Genomic DNA, 16,268 nt, shown 5'->3' on the forward strand with positions numbered 1-16,268 from the left:
CCTCGAAGGGACCGCGGAATGGAATCGCTCACGTACGACGGAGGGAACGCGAGACCACCCCGGGCGCCGGCAGCGGCCGACCCGGACGACGCCGGGGAACGGACACTGAACCCGGGCACCCTCATAGCGGCCTGCCTCGCGGTGTGCCTCGCCGAGGTCACCATCACGATGCCGACGGTGCTCAACGGCATGTTCCAGGAGGAACTGCACGCCGACGGCAGCCAGATCGCGTGGATCACCGACGCGTCGCTGCTGCCGGTGACCGTCCTCGCGCTGACCTTCGGCGCCCTGGGCGACATGTTCGGGCGCAAGCGCCTCCTGGTGGGCGGCGCGCTGCTGCTCGCCGTGGGGGCCGTCGTGTCGGCCGCGGCGGACGGCACGTATGTGCTGTGGACCGGCCGGGCGGTGGCGGGCATCGGTGCGGCGGCGCTGTTCCCGACATCGCTCGCGATGATCGCATCGGGGACCCCTACCGGCCGCGGCCGGGCCCGCTCCATCACGATGTGGGCGGCGTCGCTGTCTTCAGGCGCCGCCGTCGCCCCGGTGATCTCCGGGTTCTCCGCGGACCACGGCTCCTGGCGGGCGGCGTTCGTGGTGGTGGCCGTGCTCTCCGCGGCCTGCGCGCTGGTGAGCCTGGTGTGGGCGCGCGACTCGCGGGCCGCCGAGGGACGGTCGCTGGACTTCGTCGGCCAGCTCACCATCGCGGTGGGGCTGTTCGCTCTGCTGTACGCGGTGATCCAGGGCTCCTCGGACGGCTGGGGCTCGACCGCGGTGGTGGTGGCGTTCGGGGTGGCCGCAGTGTTCCTCGCGCTGTTCGTCGCCGCCGAACTGCGGTCGCGCTCCCCGCTGCTGAAGCTGCGCCTCTTCCTGGGCCGCGCCTTCACGGTGTCGGCGTGCGTGACCGTCGTCGGCATGTTCTGCTTCGTGGCCACGGCGTACTCGACGAGCATCCGTCTCGGCCCGGTCCAGCACCAGAGCCCACTGCGGGTCGCGGTCGCGTTCATCCTGCTCAACGGGGTGACGCTGGCCGTCGCGCCGGTCACCGAGCGGCTGATCGAACGGGCCAGCCCCCGATGGGTCCTCGGCTCGGGCCTGCTGCTGACCGGCGTGGGTGACCTGTGGGCGTCGACGCTGCCCATCACGGACCGGTCCCTGGCGTCCCTGACCGGCCCGCTGCTGATCGCCGGCCTCGGTTTCGCCCTGACCGTGACCTCGATCAGTGCCGTCGCGGTGGGCAGCGTTCCCGTGCGGCTCGCCGGCATGGCGAGCGGCGCGACGAGCCTGCTGCGTGACTTCGGCTTCACCCTGGGACCCGCCGTCATCAGCGCGGCGGCACTCGGTCAGGCGGCGTCCGACTTCTCCGCGCACCTGCGGGCCGGCCCGCTGCCCGCGCAGGTCAAGGAGGCGGCGGCGGCCGTGGCGCGCGAGGGCGGCCCGCTCGCAGTCAACTCGGTGCCGCCCCACTCGCCGCCCGGGCCCGCGGCCCGCCTCGCTTTCGAGGCGCTGGGCCACGGCTACTCACTGGGCTACCTGATCAGCGGTATCGCCGCCCTGGCCGCCTGCGCGCTCGCCATCACGGCGATGCGCGGGCGGACGACCCGGGACGCCGGGCAGTAGTTCCGAACGGCGGAAGCCGGCGGGTCACGTGGGCCGTCCCAGCGGAGGGGCGGCCCACCACCGTGTCCGCCGAGCAGCACCTCCCGTCCGCTGTGGTGACGGTGCTGATGGAGGTGGTGAGGTGCCTGCCCTCCTGGCCGGCCCTCGCCCAGGTCGCGGACCAGGTGGACGCGGGGCGGGACCCGGGCACGCTCGCCGAGTTCTCACGAAGACGGAGCGGTTGAGTGCGCCACCCGGGATCACCTGACCACGCCGGAGGAGAGCCGGACGATCCGAATCCAACGGGAACACCGAGAGATCATCCGGGACATAACTGTCGCTCTCGCTCCACCATTGGCCCTGTAGGGTCATCCCCCCGCCTCGTCGCGCATGCCCCGGCGACTTTCGATCCCGTTGACCCGGGTGAATTCCGTTCCTCCCATTCGGAAGATACGGAGGAAAGAACGTTCGTGCCCGGCACTTAGTTCGCCCGGACGGAGTTCGCGCGAGGTCAAAGAACAGGATGCGAGATTGACAAAGGGTTCGGCGGCATGCCCCGGACACCGCGCTGAACCAGCGGCCCGTACCTGCGCTCAAGAATTGACAGAAACCTTGGCAGCATGCCCTCGACACCGCGCGAAAATCGCCGACTGTGCGCGGAAGCTAAGGAATTGACACCCGCCTGATGATTGCCTACGGTCCGCTCGTCAGGCTTTCTCGATCGCAGCCGAAGGTACTCATGACTGCATCTGCATTGCCGAAGTTCGGGCAGCGGTTGACTCTTGCCGTTCTCATGGTGTGTTCACTGCTGATCTGGCTGGACAACACCGTCGCACTCTTCGGAGCAGCCGTGCTGCTGGTCGCCCTGCGCTCGGGCCGAAAGCCCACGGCCGCCGGGCGCGAGGCGGACCACGATCAGGAAGCCGGCCCGGCCGCGGACGAGGCGCCCCCCGGGCCCACGGCCGCAGTCCGCCCCGCCCGCGAGGGCGACGACGTGGGCAGCCACTGAACCATGGGAATCGGGCGAGAACTCCCTGAAGAGCTGCCGGACAGCCAGGCCACGTACCTGCCCGACCGTCACATGTTCGCCCTGTGGACCTGGTCCGGCGGCGCCGTGGGGGCGGCCCCGCCGGTGAGTGACATCGAGACCGTTCCCCTGGTCGTCCCGACGCCGGACCGCGGCAGGCTCAAGGTGTCCGACGTCGCCTGCGCACTGATCGAGCCGGACCGGCTCGTCGGTGCGCCCCTCGACTCGCCCGGCCGGTCGGTGGACGTCTGGCGGTCGTGGATCGCGGGCGGCGAACCGGTCCTGCCGATCGCGGCACATGCCGTTCCCGACGCCACGGGTGTCGCCGTGACAACGGCGGAGCATGCCGCCGCCGTCTTCCGTCACACCACCGCGGTGGGGACCGAACTACGCACGGCGCTCACCGCCAAGCTGCGGCCGTACCAGGTGCGCGGTGTGAGCTGGCTGCGCGAGACCACCGCCGCACACGGCGGCGCGGTGCTTGCCGACGACATGGGACTCGGCAAGACGCTGCAGTCCATCGGCTATGTCGCAGGACGCGCCGAGGAGGGGCCGCAACTGGTGGTGTGTCCCACGTCGTTGGTCGGTAACTGGGCACACGAGTTCGCGCGGTTCGCACCCGGCCTGCGGACCACGATCTGGCGCGGCGGGCCGCTGAAAGCGGTGGAGAGCGGCACGGTGGTGCTCACGGGGTACCCCACGCTGCGCACGCACAGCCCGGCCATGGCGGGGCACCACTGGAGCACCGCGGTCTTCGACGAAGCACAGGTCCTGAAGAATCCCCGTACGCAGGTGTCGAAGGCCGCGCGCACCATCGCGGCCGACGCGCGGATCGCCCTGACCGGCACGCCCGTCGAGAATCACCTCGACGAGCTCTGGGCCCTGCTCAATCTCGTCGCACCGCACCTGTTCGGGAACCGGACGCAGTTCCGTCGTCGCTTCGTCCAGCCGATCGCGGACGGTTCTCCGGCCGCCTCCGCCCGGCTGCGCGGGGCCATCGAGCCGGTCGTGCTGATGCGGAAGAAGTCCCAGGTCGCGGGGTCGCTCCCGGCCAAGATCCACGCCGACCTCATCTGCGACCTCACCGGGGAGCAGGAGCAGGTGTACGACCGGTTGCTGGAGCAGGTCGTCGACGACGGCTTCGGCAGCGGCGCCCGGCGTCAGACCAAGGTGCTCGCGGTCCTGACCGCGCTCAAGCAGGTCTGCAACCACCCGGGCCTGATCACGGACGACCTCGCCGAGCTGTCGGGGAGATCGGGAAAGCTCGACCTCTGCACCGACATCGTGGCCAACAACCTGGAAAGCGGCTCTCCGACGCTCATCTTCACCCAGTACCGGCGGACCGGTGAGCTGCTGGTACGGCACTTCGACGAACAGTTCGGTGGAAGCACGCCGTTCTTCCACGGCGGCCTGAACCAGGAGCGACGGGCCGACATCGTCCGCCGGTTCCAGGCAGACGACGGCCCGAACGTGCTCGTGCTCAGCCTGAAGGCCGGGGGCACCGGGCTCACTCTCACCCGCGCGGCCGACGTCATCCACTTCGACCGATGGTGGAACCCGGCCGTGGAAGCACAGGCGTCCGACCGGGTCCACCGGATCGGCCAGACCCGCACCGTCACCGTCACCACTCTTACCACGGGGACCACCATCGAGGAGCACATCGCGGCCATGCACTCCCGTAAATCCGCGCTGTCGGACATCGCTGACATGTCCAGCGTTGCCGAGTTGACCAGCATGGACGACGACCGCCTCATCGAAGTCCTGCGGCGGAAGCGAGACAGCTGACCCATGGCCGACAACGACTTCGGTTACACAAAGTGGGGCAAGGACTGGGTTCGATTCGCCGAGTCCTTGCGCCAGACCCGCCCCGATCCGCAGCTGCCGAGCGCGCGCCGTGTGGCGCGCGACGGGAAAGTGCAGATCACGATCGACGGCCGGACCGTGCGCGCCGTCGTACACCGCGGCCGCAGCACCGCGGTGGTCACGATCGAGGTCGCACCGATGTCCCAGGGGGCGATAGCCGAGATCTCCCGTCAGCTGAGCGGCATCCAGCCCGTCCTCACCGACGACCTGTATCGCGCGATCGCCGGCGCCGGCCACCGGCCCGCGCCGGTCCTCGTCCGCGTTGACTGCTCCTGCCCGGCTGACACCGCACGGTGCATCCATGAGCTGGCCGTCTACTACGACATGGCGCGACGTATCGACGACGACCCGCGCATCGCGCTCGATGTGCAGGGCTTCTTCCGCGCTTCGGCGGACAGCACCCAGGCGTCCGCCAAGGCGACACCGCAGCGCTGGATCGCGCTCAATGCCCTTGATCCGGCCGCCTACTTCAATGGTGGCCGAGTGACACGGACGGTGTGAGAAAGGCCTCGGCGACGGCCGGGGCGCCGTGCCGCAGCAGTTGCGCTGCCTGCAACAGGATCGCCGCGCGCTCGACCAGACGGCGGGCGCGGTATTCGAGGTCGGCGTCGTCGGAGAAGTCCTTGACGAGCAGGGCGCGCTGCTCGTCGTAAACGGCTGTCGCAGCCGGCGGTGAGCTCGAGTTCGGCGAAGAACGCCTCCACCGCTTCCGGTTCCCGGCGCATGGCACGCAGGGCATCGAGCGCCGCGACGTTGCCGGAGCCTTCCCAGATCGAGACCAGTGGTGCTTCGCGGTACAGGCGCGGCATGCCCGACTCCTCGATGTAGCCGTTGCCGCCCAGGCATTCCAGTGCTTCCGCGCTGTGCGTCGCCCAGCGCTTGCACAGCCAGTACTTGGTCACCGCGAGTCCGAACCGGCGGAAGGCCGCTTCGGCGGTGTCGCCGCGGGAGGCGCGGTCCACACACCTGGTTGAGAACGGTGTGCGTGGCGGGCACGGTCCACCTCCGGTGATCGTCGTCTGAGAACGGAAACGGCGTTCAGGGCGCGGTGTCGGTGAGCAGGCCGCGCATGACGTCAGCCCACGTCCGGACGGAGCGCTGCTGGCCGTCCTGGCCGAGGGAGCGGCTGACGGTCAGCCCGCGCATCAGCTGCACGGTCAGCTCGACCATATGCAGCAACGCGCCGCGGCTGACCCCCCGCGTCGCGCTGGACGCCGAGCGCGGTGGTTGCGGCGTAGCCGTTCTCGACAAGGGACCGCACGGCCGCGTCGACGATGCGGCCACGGGTCTCACGCCGTTGGTCGTCTCTCTTCATCGCCGACGTCGCCTCCGATCGGTTGACAGTCACGTGTGACTGTCAACGGTGTGTGGCGCGGAAAGCCTCTGATGCCTTCCGGGTATCACAGCGAGCGCAACAGGTCTTGGACGCGGTGGCCGGCTGCGCCGCACTCTGGACGGGCACCACACGAACGAAGGAGCAACGATGAAGGTCTTCCTGACAGGCGGCTCCGGCTACATCGGCCGGGCCACGATCGCGGAACTGCGCCGGCAGGGCCACACGGTGGAGGCGCTGGCCCGCAGCGAGCGCGCCGAGGAGGCTGTCGTGGCGGCCGGGGCCACGCCGGTCCGCGGCGGTCTGGCGGACTTGGAGGTCTTGAACCACGCCGCCGCCCGCGCGGAGGCCGTGATCCACCTCGCGCAGGCGAGCACGGGCGAGGAGGACCTCGCCGCGGCCACCGCGATGCAGGACGGCGTGGGCGCCGGCACCTATGTGCACACCGGCGGCAGCTGGGTCTACGGCGACACCGACGGCGTCCAGGACGAGACCGCGCCGTGGAACCCGCCGGCCCTGGTGGCGTGGCGCAAGGCTGTCGAGGACGCCGTGCTGGCGCGAGCCGCCGACGGTGGCCGTCCGGTGATCGTGCAGCCGGGACTGCTCTACGGCGGCGACAACCGCCTGATCGACATCTTCTTCGTCCAGCCGGGCGTGAAGAACGGCGCCATCCCCTACCTCGGCGACGGCGGCGCCCACTGGGCGATGGTGCACATCGACGACCTCGCCCCGCTCTACGTCGCCGCGCTGTCGGCGAACGCCGGATCGGTCTACCTGGGGGTGGGTGGCGTGAACCCGACGGCGAAGGAGGTCGCCGAGGCCCTGTCGCACGGTGCGGGGCTCGACGGCAAGACCGTCTCGATCACGCTCGAGCAGGCCCGGGCGGAGATGGGTCCGGTCGCGGACGCGTTCGCCCTAGACCAGCGGCTCACCCCGGCCAAGGCCCGCCGCGAACTGGGCTGGAAGCCGCGCCACACCGACCCGCTCGCGGTTCTCGCGTCGAACTGAGCGGCGTGCTGCCGCCGGCCGGAGGAGGTGGGAACCGTGGTCGTCGATCTGCGGAAGCTGCGTTACTTCGTCGCGGTGGCCGAGGAACTGCACTTCGGCCGCGCGGCAGACCGGCTGCACATCGCCCAGCCGGTGCTGTCCCGGCAGATCCGGGTTCTGGAGGGGGAGCTGCGGGCGGAGCTGTTCTCCCGGGACCGGCGCGGCACCATGCTCACCCAGGCCGGCGAAGAGCTGCTCGCCGGCGCCGCTGACCTGCTGGTCTCGGCGGAGGCGTTGGTGCGCCGGGTGCGCGCCGCAGCCGAGGGCGCCCGCCGCCTCACCATCGGGTTCATGCCAGGGGTCACGCTGACACCGGTCGTCCGGCTCCTGCGGGCCCGGCACCCCGGCCTGGACGTGCGAATGCTGCGGACCGGGTGGCATGACCAGACAGAGGTGCTCCGGGACGCGCGGGCCGACGTCGGCATCGTCCGGCTGCCGATCGACCGGACCGGGCGACGCGATCGCGCCGACGGATGGTGGCCGCCGGGCTGGAGCGCCAGGCCCCCGAAGGTCTGGTTCGACGTGACTACGGCGGCCGGTTCGTGGCGGCCAAGCCCGGCACCGGGTCCGCGCCGATCACCTCACCGGCCGCACGAAGGCCGTGCCGCATGACCTGTTCAGTCCGTTCACGCCGGGCCGACATCGACCGGACGGACGTCAGAACCGCTTGGCGGGCCGGGCGGTGGGGCTGGACTCGATGATCTGCGTCATCTTCCGGGTGCTGAGGGCCGGCTGCGGTGTGGTGACCGCTCGATCGGTGAATCCGGCGCCATGGCGCTGGGCCTCGGCGACGAGCTGCTGCTGGACCTGGCGCGAGCGCGCGACCGTTCCTTGCTGGACGGGCTGGTGGCTGTCGGTGGCACCAACGGGCTCGGGCGGGCGATCGCCCGGCTTGCCCGTGCGCGTGGTACGACAGCACCAGGTGGCCGTGTGCGGCCAGTCGGCGGAAGACGCGCTGCCGTTGTTCGACGGCGCCGTGCCGGTCGCCGTCGAACACGTGCCGACGTGCTGCCGCCGCAGCCGAGGATGTCGTACGACGAGCCGGCCCACCGGCGTGGACGTGCCGTCGTCGCCGGAGCCGGCCGTGGCGAGCCGCAGCCGGGTGGTGGCCGTGCGCCCGGCCGGCTCCTCACCAGGGGCGGTGCCCGTGTCTAGTGCCGCATCAGGCAACGTTCGCCCTGTTGTGACGCCCGTCCGGATACGGGTCCGGGCGGCGCGCATCCGCCGTGCTGTCGTCGTGGCTGAGCGTGTCCGGAAGATTGGTAATTACCGGGAGCGACTCGGTGCCGTGAGCAAATCGGTTTCAGCACCGCACTTGGCCTGCCGGGCCGCTCGAGGAGGCCGGCCGCCGATCATCTGCGGGTCAGAGCCAGTCCTTGCGCTTGAAGACGACATAAAGCAGCACCGAGAGGACCACGATGGCGGTGGTGGAGGAGATGAATCCCATCTCGCGGTCGAAGCCCGGGTAAGGAAGGTTCTGACCGTAGAAGCCGGTAATGGCAGTGGGCACGGCGATGATTGCAGCCCAGCTGGTCACCTTCTTCATGATCAGATTCATCCGATTGGACTGGACCGACAGATTGGTCTCCATGGCCGAGGCCACCATGTCCCGCACGGACTCGGTCCATTCGATGGTACGCAGCACGTGGTCGTAGACGTCCTGGTAGTAGGGCCCAAGAGGGTCGGTGACCCGGCCAGGACTCACAAGCGAGTTGACCACCTCGCGCATCGGAAGCACCACGCGGCGCAACCGGACCAGGGATCTGTGCAATGCGTACAAGCGACGGTTCACGGTCCGCAGCTGCCGACGATCTTCTGCGAAGAGCAACTCCTCCAACTCCTCGATCCGGTCGTCGAGTTGCCGTACCGCGTCGAACTGTCCGTCCACGATGTGATCCAGCAAGCCGTGCAGCAGGAATCCAACCCCGTGCCCAGCCAGGTCCGGGCTCTGGTCCCAGCGGGCGACGACGTCCTCGATGGGAAACCCGTCGTCCTTGCGAATGGTGATCAGCGCCTGGCCGGTGAGGAACCCGGAGATCTCGCTGATGGACAGGTCGGCGCTGTCCGGGGCAATGGAGACGGCATGGGCGCTGAGAAACTCGTGGGTTCTGTAGCGGTCGAGTTTCGGCCGCTGCCCCTGGTGCGCGGCGTCTTCCAGAGCCAGCTCGTGGATACCGAACTCCTCACCGATCATAGCGAAATCATCCGGGCCTGGCCGGTAAAGGTCCAGCCACACCACCGACGCCGGATCGGTCAGGTGCTCGGAGATGTCGGCGGTCGGAAAGTTCTCCAGGACCAGGGTGCCGTTGCGGTACAGCCGGGTGCGGGCCATGTCGCGAGCGTAACCAGCCGGCCCCGGAATTCCCGGCGTAAGGATGACGGCTCGGAGCAGGTGGACCCCATTGGCGGTCCTAGGGGGAGGTTCTCGCACATAACTGCCCCCGTACGTTCAACTGACTGGCGCCCCGCCGCCACGTCCCACGGCCCGGTGCCCCAGCCCGTGATCAACAGCGGTCACTGCCCCTCGTAACCATGAATCTCCCGCACTCGCACACGCTCAGCCACGACGACGGCATGGCGGATGCGCGCCGCCCGGACCCGTATCCGGACGGGTGTCACAACAGGGCGAACGTTGCCTGATGCGGCACTAGAAGTACCCTTCGCGCTTACGGTCTTCCATCGCGGCCTCGGACAGCTTGTCGTCGGCGCGGGTGGCGCCCCGCTCGGTGAGCCGGGACGCGGCGATCTCCGCGATGACCTTCTCGATGGTCGTGGCGTCCGAGTCGACGGCGCCGGTGCAGGACATGTCGCCGACGGTGCGGTAGCGGATCAGCCGTGTCTCGACCGTCTCGCCGTCCTTGGGGCCGCCCCACTCGCCGGCGGTCAGCCACATGCCGTTGCGCTGGAACACCGGCCGCTCGTGCGCGTAGTAGATCTCCGGCAGCTCGATGTCCTCACGGGCGACGTACTGCCACACGTCCAGCTCGGTCCAGTTGGACAGCGGGAAGACACGCACGTGCTCGCCGGGCGCGTGGCGGCCGTTGTACAGCTGCCACAGCTCGGGACGCTGACGGCGCGGGTCCCACTGCGAGAACTCGTCCCGCAGCGAGAACACCCGCTCCTTGGCGCGCGCCTTCTCCTCGTCACGGCGACCGCCGCCGAAGACCGCGTCGAACCTCTCCGACTGGATCTTCTCGGTCAGCGGCACTGTCTGCAGTGGATTGCGGGTCCCGTCCGGACGCTCCTTCAGCACACCGCAGTCGATGTACTCCTGCACGGAGGCGACCTCAAGCCGCAGGCCGTGCTTGGCGACCGTGCGGTCCCGGTACGCGATGACCTCCGGGAAGTTGTGACCGGTGTCGACGTGCAGCAGCGGGAACGGTATCGGCGCGGGCGTGAACGCCTTCAGCGCCAGGTGCAGCATGACGATCGAGTCCTTGCCGCCGGAGAAGAGCAGCACCGGCCGCTCGAACTCGCCCGCAACCTCGCGGAAGATGTGCACCGCCTCGGACTCCAGAGCGTCCAGGTGGCCCAGATGGTTCGCACGGGCATGGGACAGTCCCGGATCGACCGGTGTCATGCGACGAATCGCTTCTCGGCGAGCAGCTTCCACACCATCGACGCCGATTCGGCGACCGACTGTGTGTGGGCCGGGATGACGAGGTCAGGGCGGGACGGGGGCTCGTAGGGGTCGTCGATGCCGGTCAGACCGGAGATCTCGCCCGCCGCCTGCTTGGCGTAGAGGCCCTTCACATCACGCTGGGCGCAGACGTCGACGGGCGTGGCCACGTGGACTTCGAGGAAGGTGGTGCCACTCGTGTGGTGGCGGCTGCGCACGGCGTCCCGGCTCGCCCTGAACGGTGCGATCACCGGCACGAGGACGAACACACCGTTACGCGCCAGCGCTTCGGCCATCACACCGATCCGCTGCACGTTCTCGTGCCGGTCCCCGCGGCTGAAGCCCAGCCCGGCCGAGAGGGTCTGGCGAAGGACGTCGCCGTCGAGGACTTCCACCCGATGGCCGTCACCGCGCAGCCGCTCGGCGAGCCGGCGCGCGATCGTGGTCTTGCCGGCGCTCGGCAGACCGGTGAGCCAGACGGTCACGCCGCAGTCGCATGGTCGGGAGTGGTGCAGCATGCTCGGGTCGACCTCTCTCTCCGTCAGGGCGTTTCACCGGTGAGACGTTCGAGTTGCGTGGCGGTCCGGGCGGCGAGGAACCGCATGACGTGGTGGAGGGCGTCGAGCCGTGCGGCGTCGGGGGTCCACAGCCAGGTCTCCCGGCCGGAAAGGTGCGCCCCACGCCGCAGTTTGGCGCTGAACGCCTCGAATCCGAGCCGCACGGTGGTCAGGCCGTGCCGTGCCGCGTACCTCAGAGGCTCGTAGAAGGTCAGGTTCGGATACACGGGGACACCCTCAGCAGCCGTCTCGTCCGCTCCGTACATGAGGACGCAGTAGCCGTGTCCGTCGGCCATATGGATGCCGCAGGCTGCGAGTCGGCCGCCGGCGGTGAGGGCGACGGGGACGCGGATCCGGTCGTTCAGGAGATCGGCCATGGCGGTGCGGGCCGCGATCAGTGCCTGCCGGTCCGGCCGTCCGCCATGCTTGGTGAGGTTGTTCGCTTCCAGCTCCACGACCCGTTCCACGCTTCCGGCCAGCGACCAGACGTCGGTGCCCAGCGGGGAGTCGGCCAGGGACCGGGTCTCCTTGCGATGGATACGGCGTCGCCTGCTGGGCAGAGCCGCCAGGTACTCCTCGTACGACACCGCCCCCGCCAGGCGGAACTCCGTCGTCGAGGTCAACACCGCGGACGTGAACCCGAGGTGACGGAGCGCGGCGCGCAGCATCTCGTCGTCCTGTCTGACATAGGGCAGGCAGACGGCGCCGGCGGCACCCTCTCGTGCAAGTCGCTGGGCATGCGTCAGCAGTTCGCGAACGGCGTGTTCTGCGGTTGCCGCGTCCAGGCCGGGGCGTAGCGCGGCCTCGGACGAGTCGAAGCCGCGGAAGACGATGACTTCTCCGAGCGCCGCGGTCAGCGCGGTCACATCCGGGACGCCGCCGCCCCGCTCGCCGATGGCCGCGCGCAGGAGCCGGGTGTGGTCCTCGGCTGCCTGGTGCGCGCCGCCTTCCTCGGGGCGCCGGAACTGTTCGGCGGTGAGGAGCTTCCAAGGGTGGCTGAACAGCCCGGACGCCGGTGTGGTCCACGTGCCGTGCAGGGCTGCGCACCAGCCGGATCCGTCCGCGGCGGTCAGCAGAATCGGGGTGCCCGGTTCCATGTGCTCACGGAACCGGGCATAGCCATGACCGAGGTCACAACGGCCGGCCGCGAACAGCTCGTCCCAGCGCGCGGGCGCCAACCCCGAGACGCCGTCGTGCAGTTGTGTCTCCACGCGTCAGCCCTCCTGCCGCACCGGTACGAAAGCCCGCAGGTCATCGCCGGCGTTCTCGACGCGCCGCACTCGTCTGACCGGAGACGCCAGCAAGGGCAGCGCCGAGACCGTCAGCGACGCCCCGATGATCAGCAACGCGTTGTCGGCACCGCAGGCGTCGGCGAGCGTGCCGCCGATCAGGGCGCCCAGCGGGTTGGGCCCCAGGGCGACCAGCCGGTAGCTCGCGGTGACCGAGCCCAGGTACTCGCGCGGCGGGATCGTCTGGCGCAGGCTCATGACGTACACGTTGTACGCGCCGAGCGCCAGGCCGTTGCCGAGGAAGGCGAGCCCGTACGCGAGGAGGGGCGGCAGCAGAAGGGCGAGCAGTGGTCCCAGGAGCAGGGCCGTGCACGCGATCAGCAGGCCGGCCGCCACGATGGGGCCGGCGGACAGCCGGGTGGCGAGGCGCCCCGCGCCGATCGAGCCGACCAGCGCGCCCACGCTCGCCACGCCGATGAGCAGCCCCACAGTGCCCGAGGACATGCCTGCCAGGCGCACACCGTAGAGCATGAAGGCCGTGAGGAAGGCCTGCTCGTGGAAGTTGAAGAGCCCCGAGTGGATACACAGGTCCCTGATGGGGCGGCAGGTCCAGGTGAACCTCAGTCCGTCGAGCAGCGCCCTGCCGCCTGGACGCCTGGTCGGTGTCGGCTCGGTGCCGGCGTCGAGGCGCAACTGCCAGAAGGCGATCACCGCGCCGGCGAACAGGGCGAACGTCACGGTCACGGCGAAGGGCAGACCCGCGAGCTGAACGAAGACGCCGGCCAGTGCCGGGCCGGCCATCTGGGTCGCGGAGTTGCTCGCCTGCAGGATGCCGTTGCCGTGGGCGAGCTCGTACGGCCGCAGCACCCTCGGTACGGCCGACTGATAGCCGATGTCGTAGAACACGGTGGCCGAGCCGACCACGAAGGCGATGACGAGCAGCATCCACAGGCTCAGACCGAACAGCGCATAGCCGACACCCAGCACGGCGAGGGCCGCACCGCGCACCACCGCGCACACCACGATGAGGACGCGGACGCGGGCGCGGTCCGCGAAGACCCCCGCGACGAGGGAGAGGACGACCACCGGCAGGAACTGCGTGGCGCTCACCAGGCCGGTCTGTGCTCCGCTGCTGTGCAGTTCCACGACGGCGAGCAGGGGGAACAGGAACAGGGCCGTCTGGTAGCCGAGTCGGGAGAGCGCGTCGCCGAACCACAGGCGGCGGAACACCCCCGCACGCAGCAAGGAGCGATGCTCCTGTCCCCCCGTCATGTCAGCGTCCGCCGGACGCCCGCCCATGGACACCCCTCTCTCACGCCGGCGACCGGTCGGCTGTCGGTCACCGGTCCTCAGACGATGAACGGACGCCACTCCCGGACCAGCTCGACCGTTACACCCTTGGAGCTGAAGTACGGGTCGTCCGCGATCAGCCGGTCGAGTGCGGCACGGTCCGGCACGTCGAAGACGAGGACGGCACCCGAGTCGTCGGCCAGCGGGCCGGCCATCCGTACGAGTCCCCTCTCGTGCAGGTCCGCGAGCTTGTCGCGGTGGGCGGGGCGGGCGGCCAGTCTCTCCGGCGCGTCACCGAAGGAGAGTTCGACGATCCACATGGTGGTTGTGCCTTTCGGTAGTGCTGAGTGTTCCGCCGGTTCCGCGGCCCGTCCGGGCCGCGGTCCGTTCAGTCTGCGGTGATCGTCACGTGGACGGCTGCCCGGACCTCGGCTTCCAGCCGGTCGAGCTCGGCCGGTGACGGCGCGTCGAGGAGGAACGTGACGGCCCGGTCCCCGGACTCGGTCAGCGGACCGATCCGGGTGCCACGGGGTTTGAGTACCAGGACGGCGCGCAACGTGGCCGGGTCGCCCGCGTGTCCCGGCGGCAGCTCTGGCCACGGCTCGCCGTGGCCCACCCAGACCGCACCCGCCACGTGCGGGTGGTCCACGGTGACGCCGCGCAGCACGCCCTGTTCCGTCTCCAGGTAGACCTGCCGGGCGTAGCGGACCGGCTCGGGGCGGGTGATCCGCTCGCCGAGGGCCAGTCGCAGGATGTCCGGTTCCATGGGACTGCCCGTGGCCAGGTGATACAGCGGCAACAGTCCGTCACCCGGAGTGCGGACCGCCACTTCCATCAGCACCGGGCGGTCGTGCTCGGTGATGCGGAGTTCCGTGTGGACGATGGCGTTCTCCACCCCGAGCCGCTCCACGATGTCCCGGCCCGCGCTCAGACACCGGTCGTGGGCGGGCGAGTCAGGCGCCGGCACGGTGTGGGCCACCTCCACGAAGTGGGAGCCCGACGCCTCGTTGGTGCGCTTGTGGGTCACCGACTCGAAGATGATCTCGCCGTCCTGGACGAGCGCCTCCACCGAGTACTCCTGCCCCCGAACGAGCTCCTCCAGCAGCAGGGTCTCACCGGGCAGATACGCGTCCGAGGAGATCAGGTCCTCAGCCTGCCGGCGACTTCCGACCACGCGCACCCCGGAACTCTCCCTGCGGCCGGACGGCTTGAGCACGGCCGGGAAGGCGACGCTCTCGTACGGCACGGCATCGCGCCCGCCCGGCGGAACCACCAGCGCGCGCGGGCTCCACTCAGCCAGGTAGGCGCGCTGGAGATACTTGTTCCGGCACACCCGTGTGGCGCGCAGGCCGGGGGAGGGCAGCCCGAGGAGGTCGGCGACGATGCCGGTCTGCTCGACCAGCATCTCGCCCGCCGCGAACACCCCGACGATGTCGTAGCGTGCACGCCAGTCCGTCACCGCGGCGACGACCCCGGCCGTGAAGCCGCCTTCCGTCCCGACCGTGCCCGTGACGAACCGGGCGTCGCCGATGAGCGAACCCGGGCGCACACCCGAGCCCATCTGCCGCAGGCACTCGTCGCGCCACTGGTCGGAGGTCACCACCAGGGCGACGATGCCGCGCTCGTCGAGTTCACTCAGGTAGCGCCAGTTGCGCAGGATGACCTTGAGGCCGCCGAGCAGGACGAACGCGCGCGGCCGGTTCCCACCGTGGCGGACCGTGTCCATCATTCGTATCCGTACTGCGTGAGGAGGTCACCGAACTGTTCGTCGAACCGGCTGATGTTGTTGTCGGTGAAGTACTCGCGCCAGGCTCCCGAGCGACCCTTGAAGAAGCTCCACGAGTTCTCATTGTAGATCTTGTCCGCGATCTGCTCAGGGTCCTCGGGCGAGCCGATGTGGGCCAGCAGCCGTTCCAGGGCGGCGACTTGCCGCTCCCTGCTGCCACCGCCCTTGGGGCCGATCAGGTCCTCGAAGCGGACCTTGCACACATCCGGGTGCCGCAGCAGCCACATGGACCGTTCGAACTGGTCACGGCCGAGGAACGACGGGTCCCGGAGCGCGTAGTCGATCTTCTCCTCCCATGTGGGCAGGGACGCCAGGATCTTGTGGAAGATGTCGAACTCGTAGAAGTTCCCGTACCCGGCCGCGGTGCGCCCCTCCAGGAAGTTGATCATAGAGACGATCGTGTCGCGCGGGTCGCGGTAGTTGAAGACCAGCGGCGGCGTGCCGTCGCCCACCCACTCGTTCAGGAAGGTGCCGTCGACCTTGTCGATGTCGAGCTCGTGGAAGATCCAGCACAGACCCGGCGGGGTGTCGGCGAACTTCGAGTACGAGATGTGCGGGTTGCTGATGACCTCGGACGCGAAGTCGAACCGGGTCTGCCCGTAGCGGTTGACGACCCGCTGGCCGAGGCGGCGCTGCCAATGCCAGCCGAGGGCCGCCCAGTCGTCCTCGGTCGCCTTGCGCAGTTGCTCCGGGGGGAGCGCGAGCAGTTCCTCGTACTCATCGCGCGATCGTGTCACGGACGCGATCTGCAGCAGCTGCGCGTCGTCGAACTCCGGCACGTTGTCCGGAACGGGGCGGGGGACGCCGGCCATCTTGTAGCCGAGCTTGACCATGAGCCCCTGCATGAGGTGGGTTCCGGCCTTCTGCAGGGATATCACCATGGCGCGGGGTGCCTGGGGCATGGCTGTGTGTCTCCCTCTC

The 16,268-nt window shown here is 69.8% G+C and carries 17 protein-coding genes and 1 pseudogene; 7 read left to right on the forward strand and 11 right to left on the reverse strand.

Features of this window, described 5'->3' with window-relative positions:
* Positions 1 to 18: 18 nt before the first annotated feature.
* From ACSMXW_RS28585 to ACSMXW_RS28605, 5 genes are all read left to right on the forward strand, one after another.
* Complete coding sequence (locus ACSMXW_RS28585; protein ID WP_485800485.1) at positions 19 to 1,617, forward strand: MFS transporter; 1,599 nt, start codon at positions 19 to 21, stop codon at positions 1,615 to 1,617.
* Positions 1,618 to 1,679: 62 nt separating this feature from the next.
* The gene (locus ACSMXW_RS28590) at positions 1,680 to 1,841 is read left to right on the forward strand and encodes a hypothetical protein (RefSeq protein WP_485800487.1); all 162 of its coding nucleotides are present in this window, start codon (positions 1,680 to 1,682) and stop codon (positions 1,839 to 1,841) included.
* A gap of 494 nt (positions 1,842 to 2,335) precedes the next feature.
* The gene (locus tag ACSMXW_RS28595; RefSeq protein WP_485800489.1) at positions 2,336 to 2,605 is read left to right on the forward strand and encodes a hypothetical protein; all 270 of its coding nucleotides are present in this window, start codon (positions 2,336 to 2,338) and stop codon (positions 2,603 to 2,605) included.
* A gap of 3 nt (positions 2,606 to 2,608) precedes the next feature.
* Entirely contained in the window at positions 2,609 to 4,408 is a 1,800-nt protein-coding gene (locus ACSMXW_RS28600) for a DEAD/DEAH box helicase (protein ID WP_485800491.1), read from the forward strand.
* Positions 4,409 to 4,411: 3 nt separating this feature from the next.
* Complete coding sequence (locus ACSMXW_RS28605) at positions 4,412 to 4,987, forward strand: hypothetical protein (RefSeq protein WP_485800496.1); 576 nt, start codon at positions 4,412 to 4,414, stop codon at positions 4,985 to 4,987.
* Between the two features lies 1 nt (position 4,988).
* Here the strand turns inward: ACSMXW_RS28605 and ACSMXW_RS28610 are convergent.
* Together ACSMXW_RS28610 and ACSMXW_RS28615 are read right to left on the reverse strand one after the other, a co-directional pair.
* Positions 4,989 to 5,445: pseudogene (locus ACSMXW_RS28610) on the reverse strand (acyl-CoA dehydrogenase family protein); the annotation flags it as partial.
* Positions 5,446 to 5,524: 79 nt separating this feature from the next.
* Positions 5,525 to 5,656: a hypothetical protein gene (locus tag ACSMXW_RS28615; protein WP_485800499.1), complete on the reverse strand. Its 132-nt coding sequence runs from the start codon at positions 5,654 to 5,656 to the stop codon at positions 5,525 to 5,527.
* A 313-nt stretch (positions 5,657 to 5,969) separates the two neighbouring features.
* Here ACSMXW_RS28615 and ACSMXW_RS28620 point away from each other — a divergent pair, with 313 nt between their 5' ends.
* Together ACSMXW_RS28620 and ACSMXW_RS28625 are read left to right on the forward strand one after the other, a co-directional pair.
* A complete protein-coding gene (locus ACSMXW_RS28620) occupies positions 5,970 to 6,827 on the forward strand; it encodes an NAD-dependent epimerase/dehydratase family protein (protein WP_485800501.1) in 858 nt (285 codons plus the stop codon).
* Positions 6,828 to 6,863: 36 nt separating this feature from the next.
* Complete coding sequence (locus ACSMXW_RS28625; RefSeq protein ID WP_485800503.1) at positions 6,864 to 7,478, forward strand: LysR family transcriptional regulator; 615 nt, start codon at positions 6,864 to 6,866, stop codon at positions 7,476 to 7,478.
* A 45-nt stretch (positions 7,479 to 7,523) separates the two neighbouring features.
* Here ACSMXW_RS28625 and ACSMXW_RS28630 read toward each other — a convergent pair whose 3' ends face one another.
* The 9 genes from ACSMXW_RS28630 to ACSMXW_RS28670 all read right to left on the reverse strand — a co-directional run bounded on the left by ACSMXW_RS28630 (position 7,524) and on the right by ACSMXW_RS28670 (position 16,249).
* Complete coding sequence (locus tag ACSMXW_RS28630; RefSeq protein WP_485800504.1) at positions 7,524 to 8,036, reverse strand: hypothetical protein; 513 nt, start codon at positions 8,034 to 8,036, stop codon at positions 7,524 to 7,526.
* Positions 8,037 to 8,229: 193 nt separating this feature from the next.
* The gene (locus tag ACSMXW_RS28635) at positions 8,230 to 9,198 is read right to left on the reverse strand and encodes a magnesium transporter CorA family protein (protein WP_485800505.1); all 969 of its coding nucleotides are present in this window, start codon (positions 9,196 to 9,198) and stop codon (positions 8,230 to 8,232) included.
* 315 nt (positions 9,199 to 9,513) lie between these two features.
* Complete coding sequence (cysD, locus tag ACSMXW_RS28640) at positions 9,514 to 10,446, reverse strand: sulfate adenylyltransferase subunit CysD (protein ID WP_485800506.1); 933 nt, start codon at positions 10,444 to 10,446, stop codon at positions 9,514 to 9,516.
* A complete protein-coding gene (gene cysC / locus ACSMXW_RS28645) occupies positions 10,443 to 11,003 on the reverse strand; it encodes an adenylyl-sulfate kinase (RefSeq protein ID WP_485800507.1) in 561 nt (186 codons plus the stop codon). The genes cysD and cysC overlap by 4 nt, the downstream gene beginning before the upstream one ends.
* Positions 11,004 to 11,026: 23 nt before the next feature.
* Positions 11,027 to 12,253: a GNAT family N-acetyltransferase gene (locus ACSMXW_RS28650; protein ID WP_485800508.1), complete on the reverse strand. Its 1,227-nt coding sequence runs from the start codon at positions 12,251 to 12,253 to the stop codon at positions 11,027 to 11,029.
* Positions 12,254 to 12,256: 3 nt separating this feature from the next.
* Entirely contained in the window at positions 12,257 to 13,543 is a 1,287-nt protein-coding gene (locus tag ACSMXW_RS28655) for an MFS transporter (RefSeq protein WP_485800510.1), read from the reverse strand.
* A gap of 77 nt (positions 13,544 to 13,620) precedes the next feature.
* A complete protein-coding gene (locus tag ACSMXW_RS28660) occupies positions 13,621 to 13,881 on the reverse strand; it encodes a YciI family protein (RefSeq protein ID WP_485800511.1) in 261 nt (86 codons plus the stop codon).
* 68 nt (positions 13,882 to 13,949) lie between these two features.
* Positions 13,950 to 15,290, reverse strand: a complete 1,341-nt coding sequence (locus tag ACSMXW_RS28665) for an ATP-grasp domain-containing protein (RefSeq protein WP_485800512.1) — start codon at positions 15,288 to 15,290, stop codon at positions 13,950 to 13,952.
* Complete coding sequence (locus ACSMXW_RS28670) at positions 15,287 to 16,249, reverse strand: sulfotransferase family protein (protein WP_485800513.1); 963 nt, start codon at positions 16,247 to 16,249, stop codon at positions 15,287 to 15,289. Before ACSMXW_RS28670 ends, ACSMXW_RS28665 begins: the two co-directional genes overlap by 4 nt.
* Between the last annotated feature and the right edge of the window lie 19 nt (positions 16,250 to 16,268).

Source organism: Streptomyces sp. DSM 116793, from assembly GCF_057320905.1.

Bases quoted from the DNA above. Each gene is read 5' to 3' on its own strand.
- ACSMXW_RS28665 (WP_485800512.1), bottom strand. From the start codon at position 15,290: ATGATGGACACGGTCCGCCACGGTGGGAACCGGCCGCGCGCGTTCGTC.
- ACSMXW_RS28600 (WP_485800491.1), top strand. From the start codon at position 2,609: ATGGGAATCGGGCGAGAACTCCCTGAAGAGCTGCCGGACAGCCAGGCC.
- ACSMXW_RS28615 (WP_485800499.1), bottom strand. From the start codon at position 5,656: ATGGTCGAGCTGACCGTGCAGCTGATGCGCGGGCTGACCGTCAGCCGC.
- cysD (WP_485800506.1), bottom strand. From the start codon at position 10,446: ATGACACCGGTCGATCCGGGACTGTCCCATGCCCGTGCGAACCATCTG.
- ACSMXW_RS28670 (WP_485800513.1), bottom strand. From the start codon at position 16,249: ATGCCCCAGGCACCCCGCGCCATGGTGATATCCCTGCAGAAGGCCGGA.
- cysC (WP_485800507.1), bottom strand. From the start codon at position 11,003: ATGCTGCACCACTCCCGACCATGCGACTGCGGCGTGACCGTCTGGCTC.
- ACSMXW_RS28605 (WP_485800496.1), top strand. From the start codon at position 4,412: ATGGCCGACAACGACTTCGGTTACACAAAGTGGGGCAAGGACTGGGTT.
- ACSMXW_RS28655 (WP_485800510.1), bottom strand. From the start codon at position 13,543: ATGACGGGGGGACAGGAGCATCGCTCCTTGCTGCGTGCGGGGGTGTTC.
- ACSMXW_RS28595 (WP_485800489.1), top strand. From the start codon at position 2,336: ATGACTGCATCTGCATTGCCGAAGTTCGGGCAGCGGTTGACTCTTGCC.
- ACSMXW_RS28635 (WP_485800505.1), bottom strand. From the start codon at position 9,198: ATGGCCCGCACCCGGCTGTACCGCAACGGCACCCTGGTCCTGGAGAAC.
- ACSMXW_RS28585 (WP_485800485.1), top strand. From the start codon at position 19: ATGGAATCGCTCACGTACGACGGAGGGAACGCGAGACCACCCCGGGCG.
- ACSMXW_RS28620 (WP_485800501.1), top strand. From the start codon at position 5,970: ATGAAGGTCTTCCTGACAGGCGGCTCCGGCTACATCGGCCGGGCCACG.
- ACSMXW_RS28660 (WP_485800511.1), bottom strand. From the start codon at position 13,881: ATGTGGATCGTCGAACTCTCCTTCGGTGACGCGCCGGAGAGACTGGCC.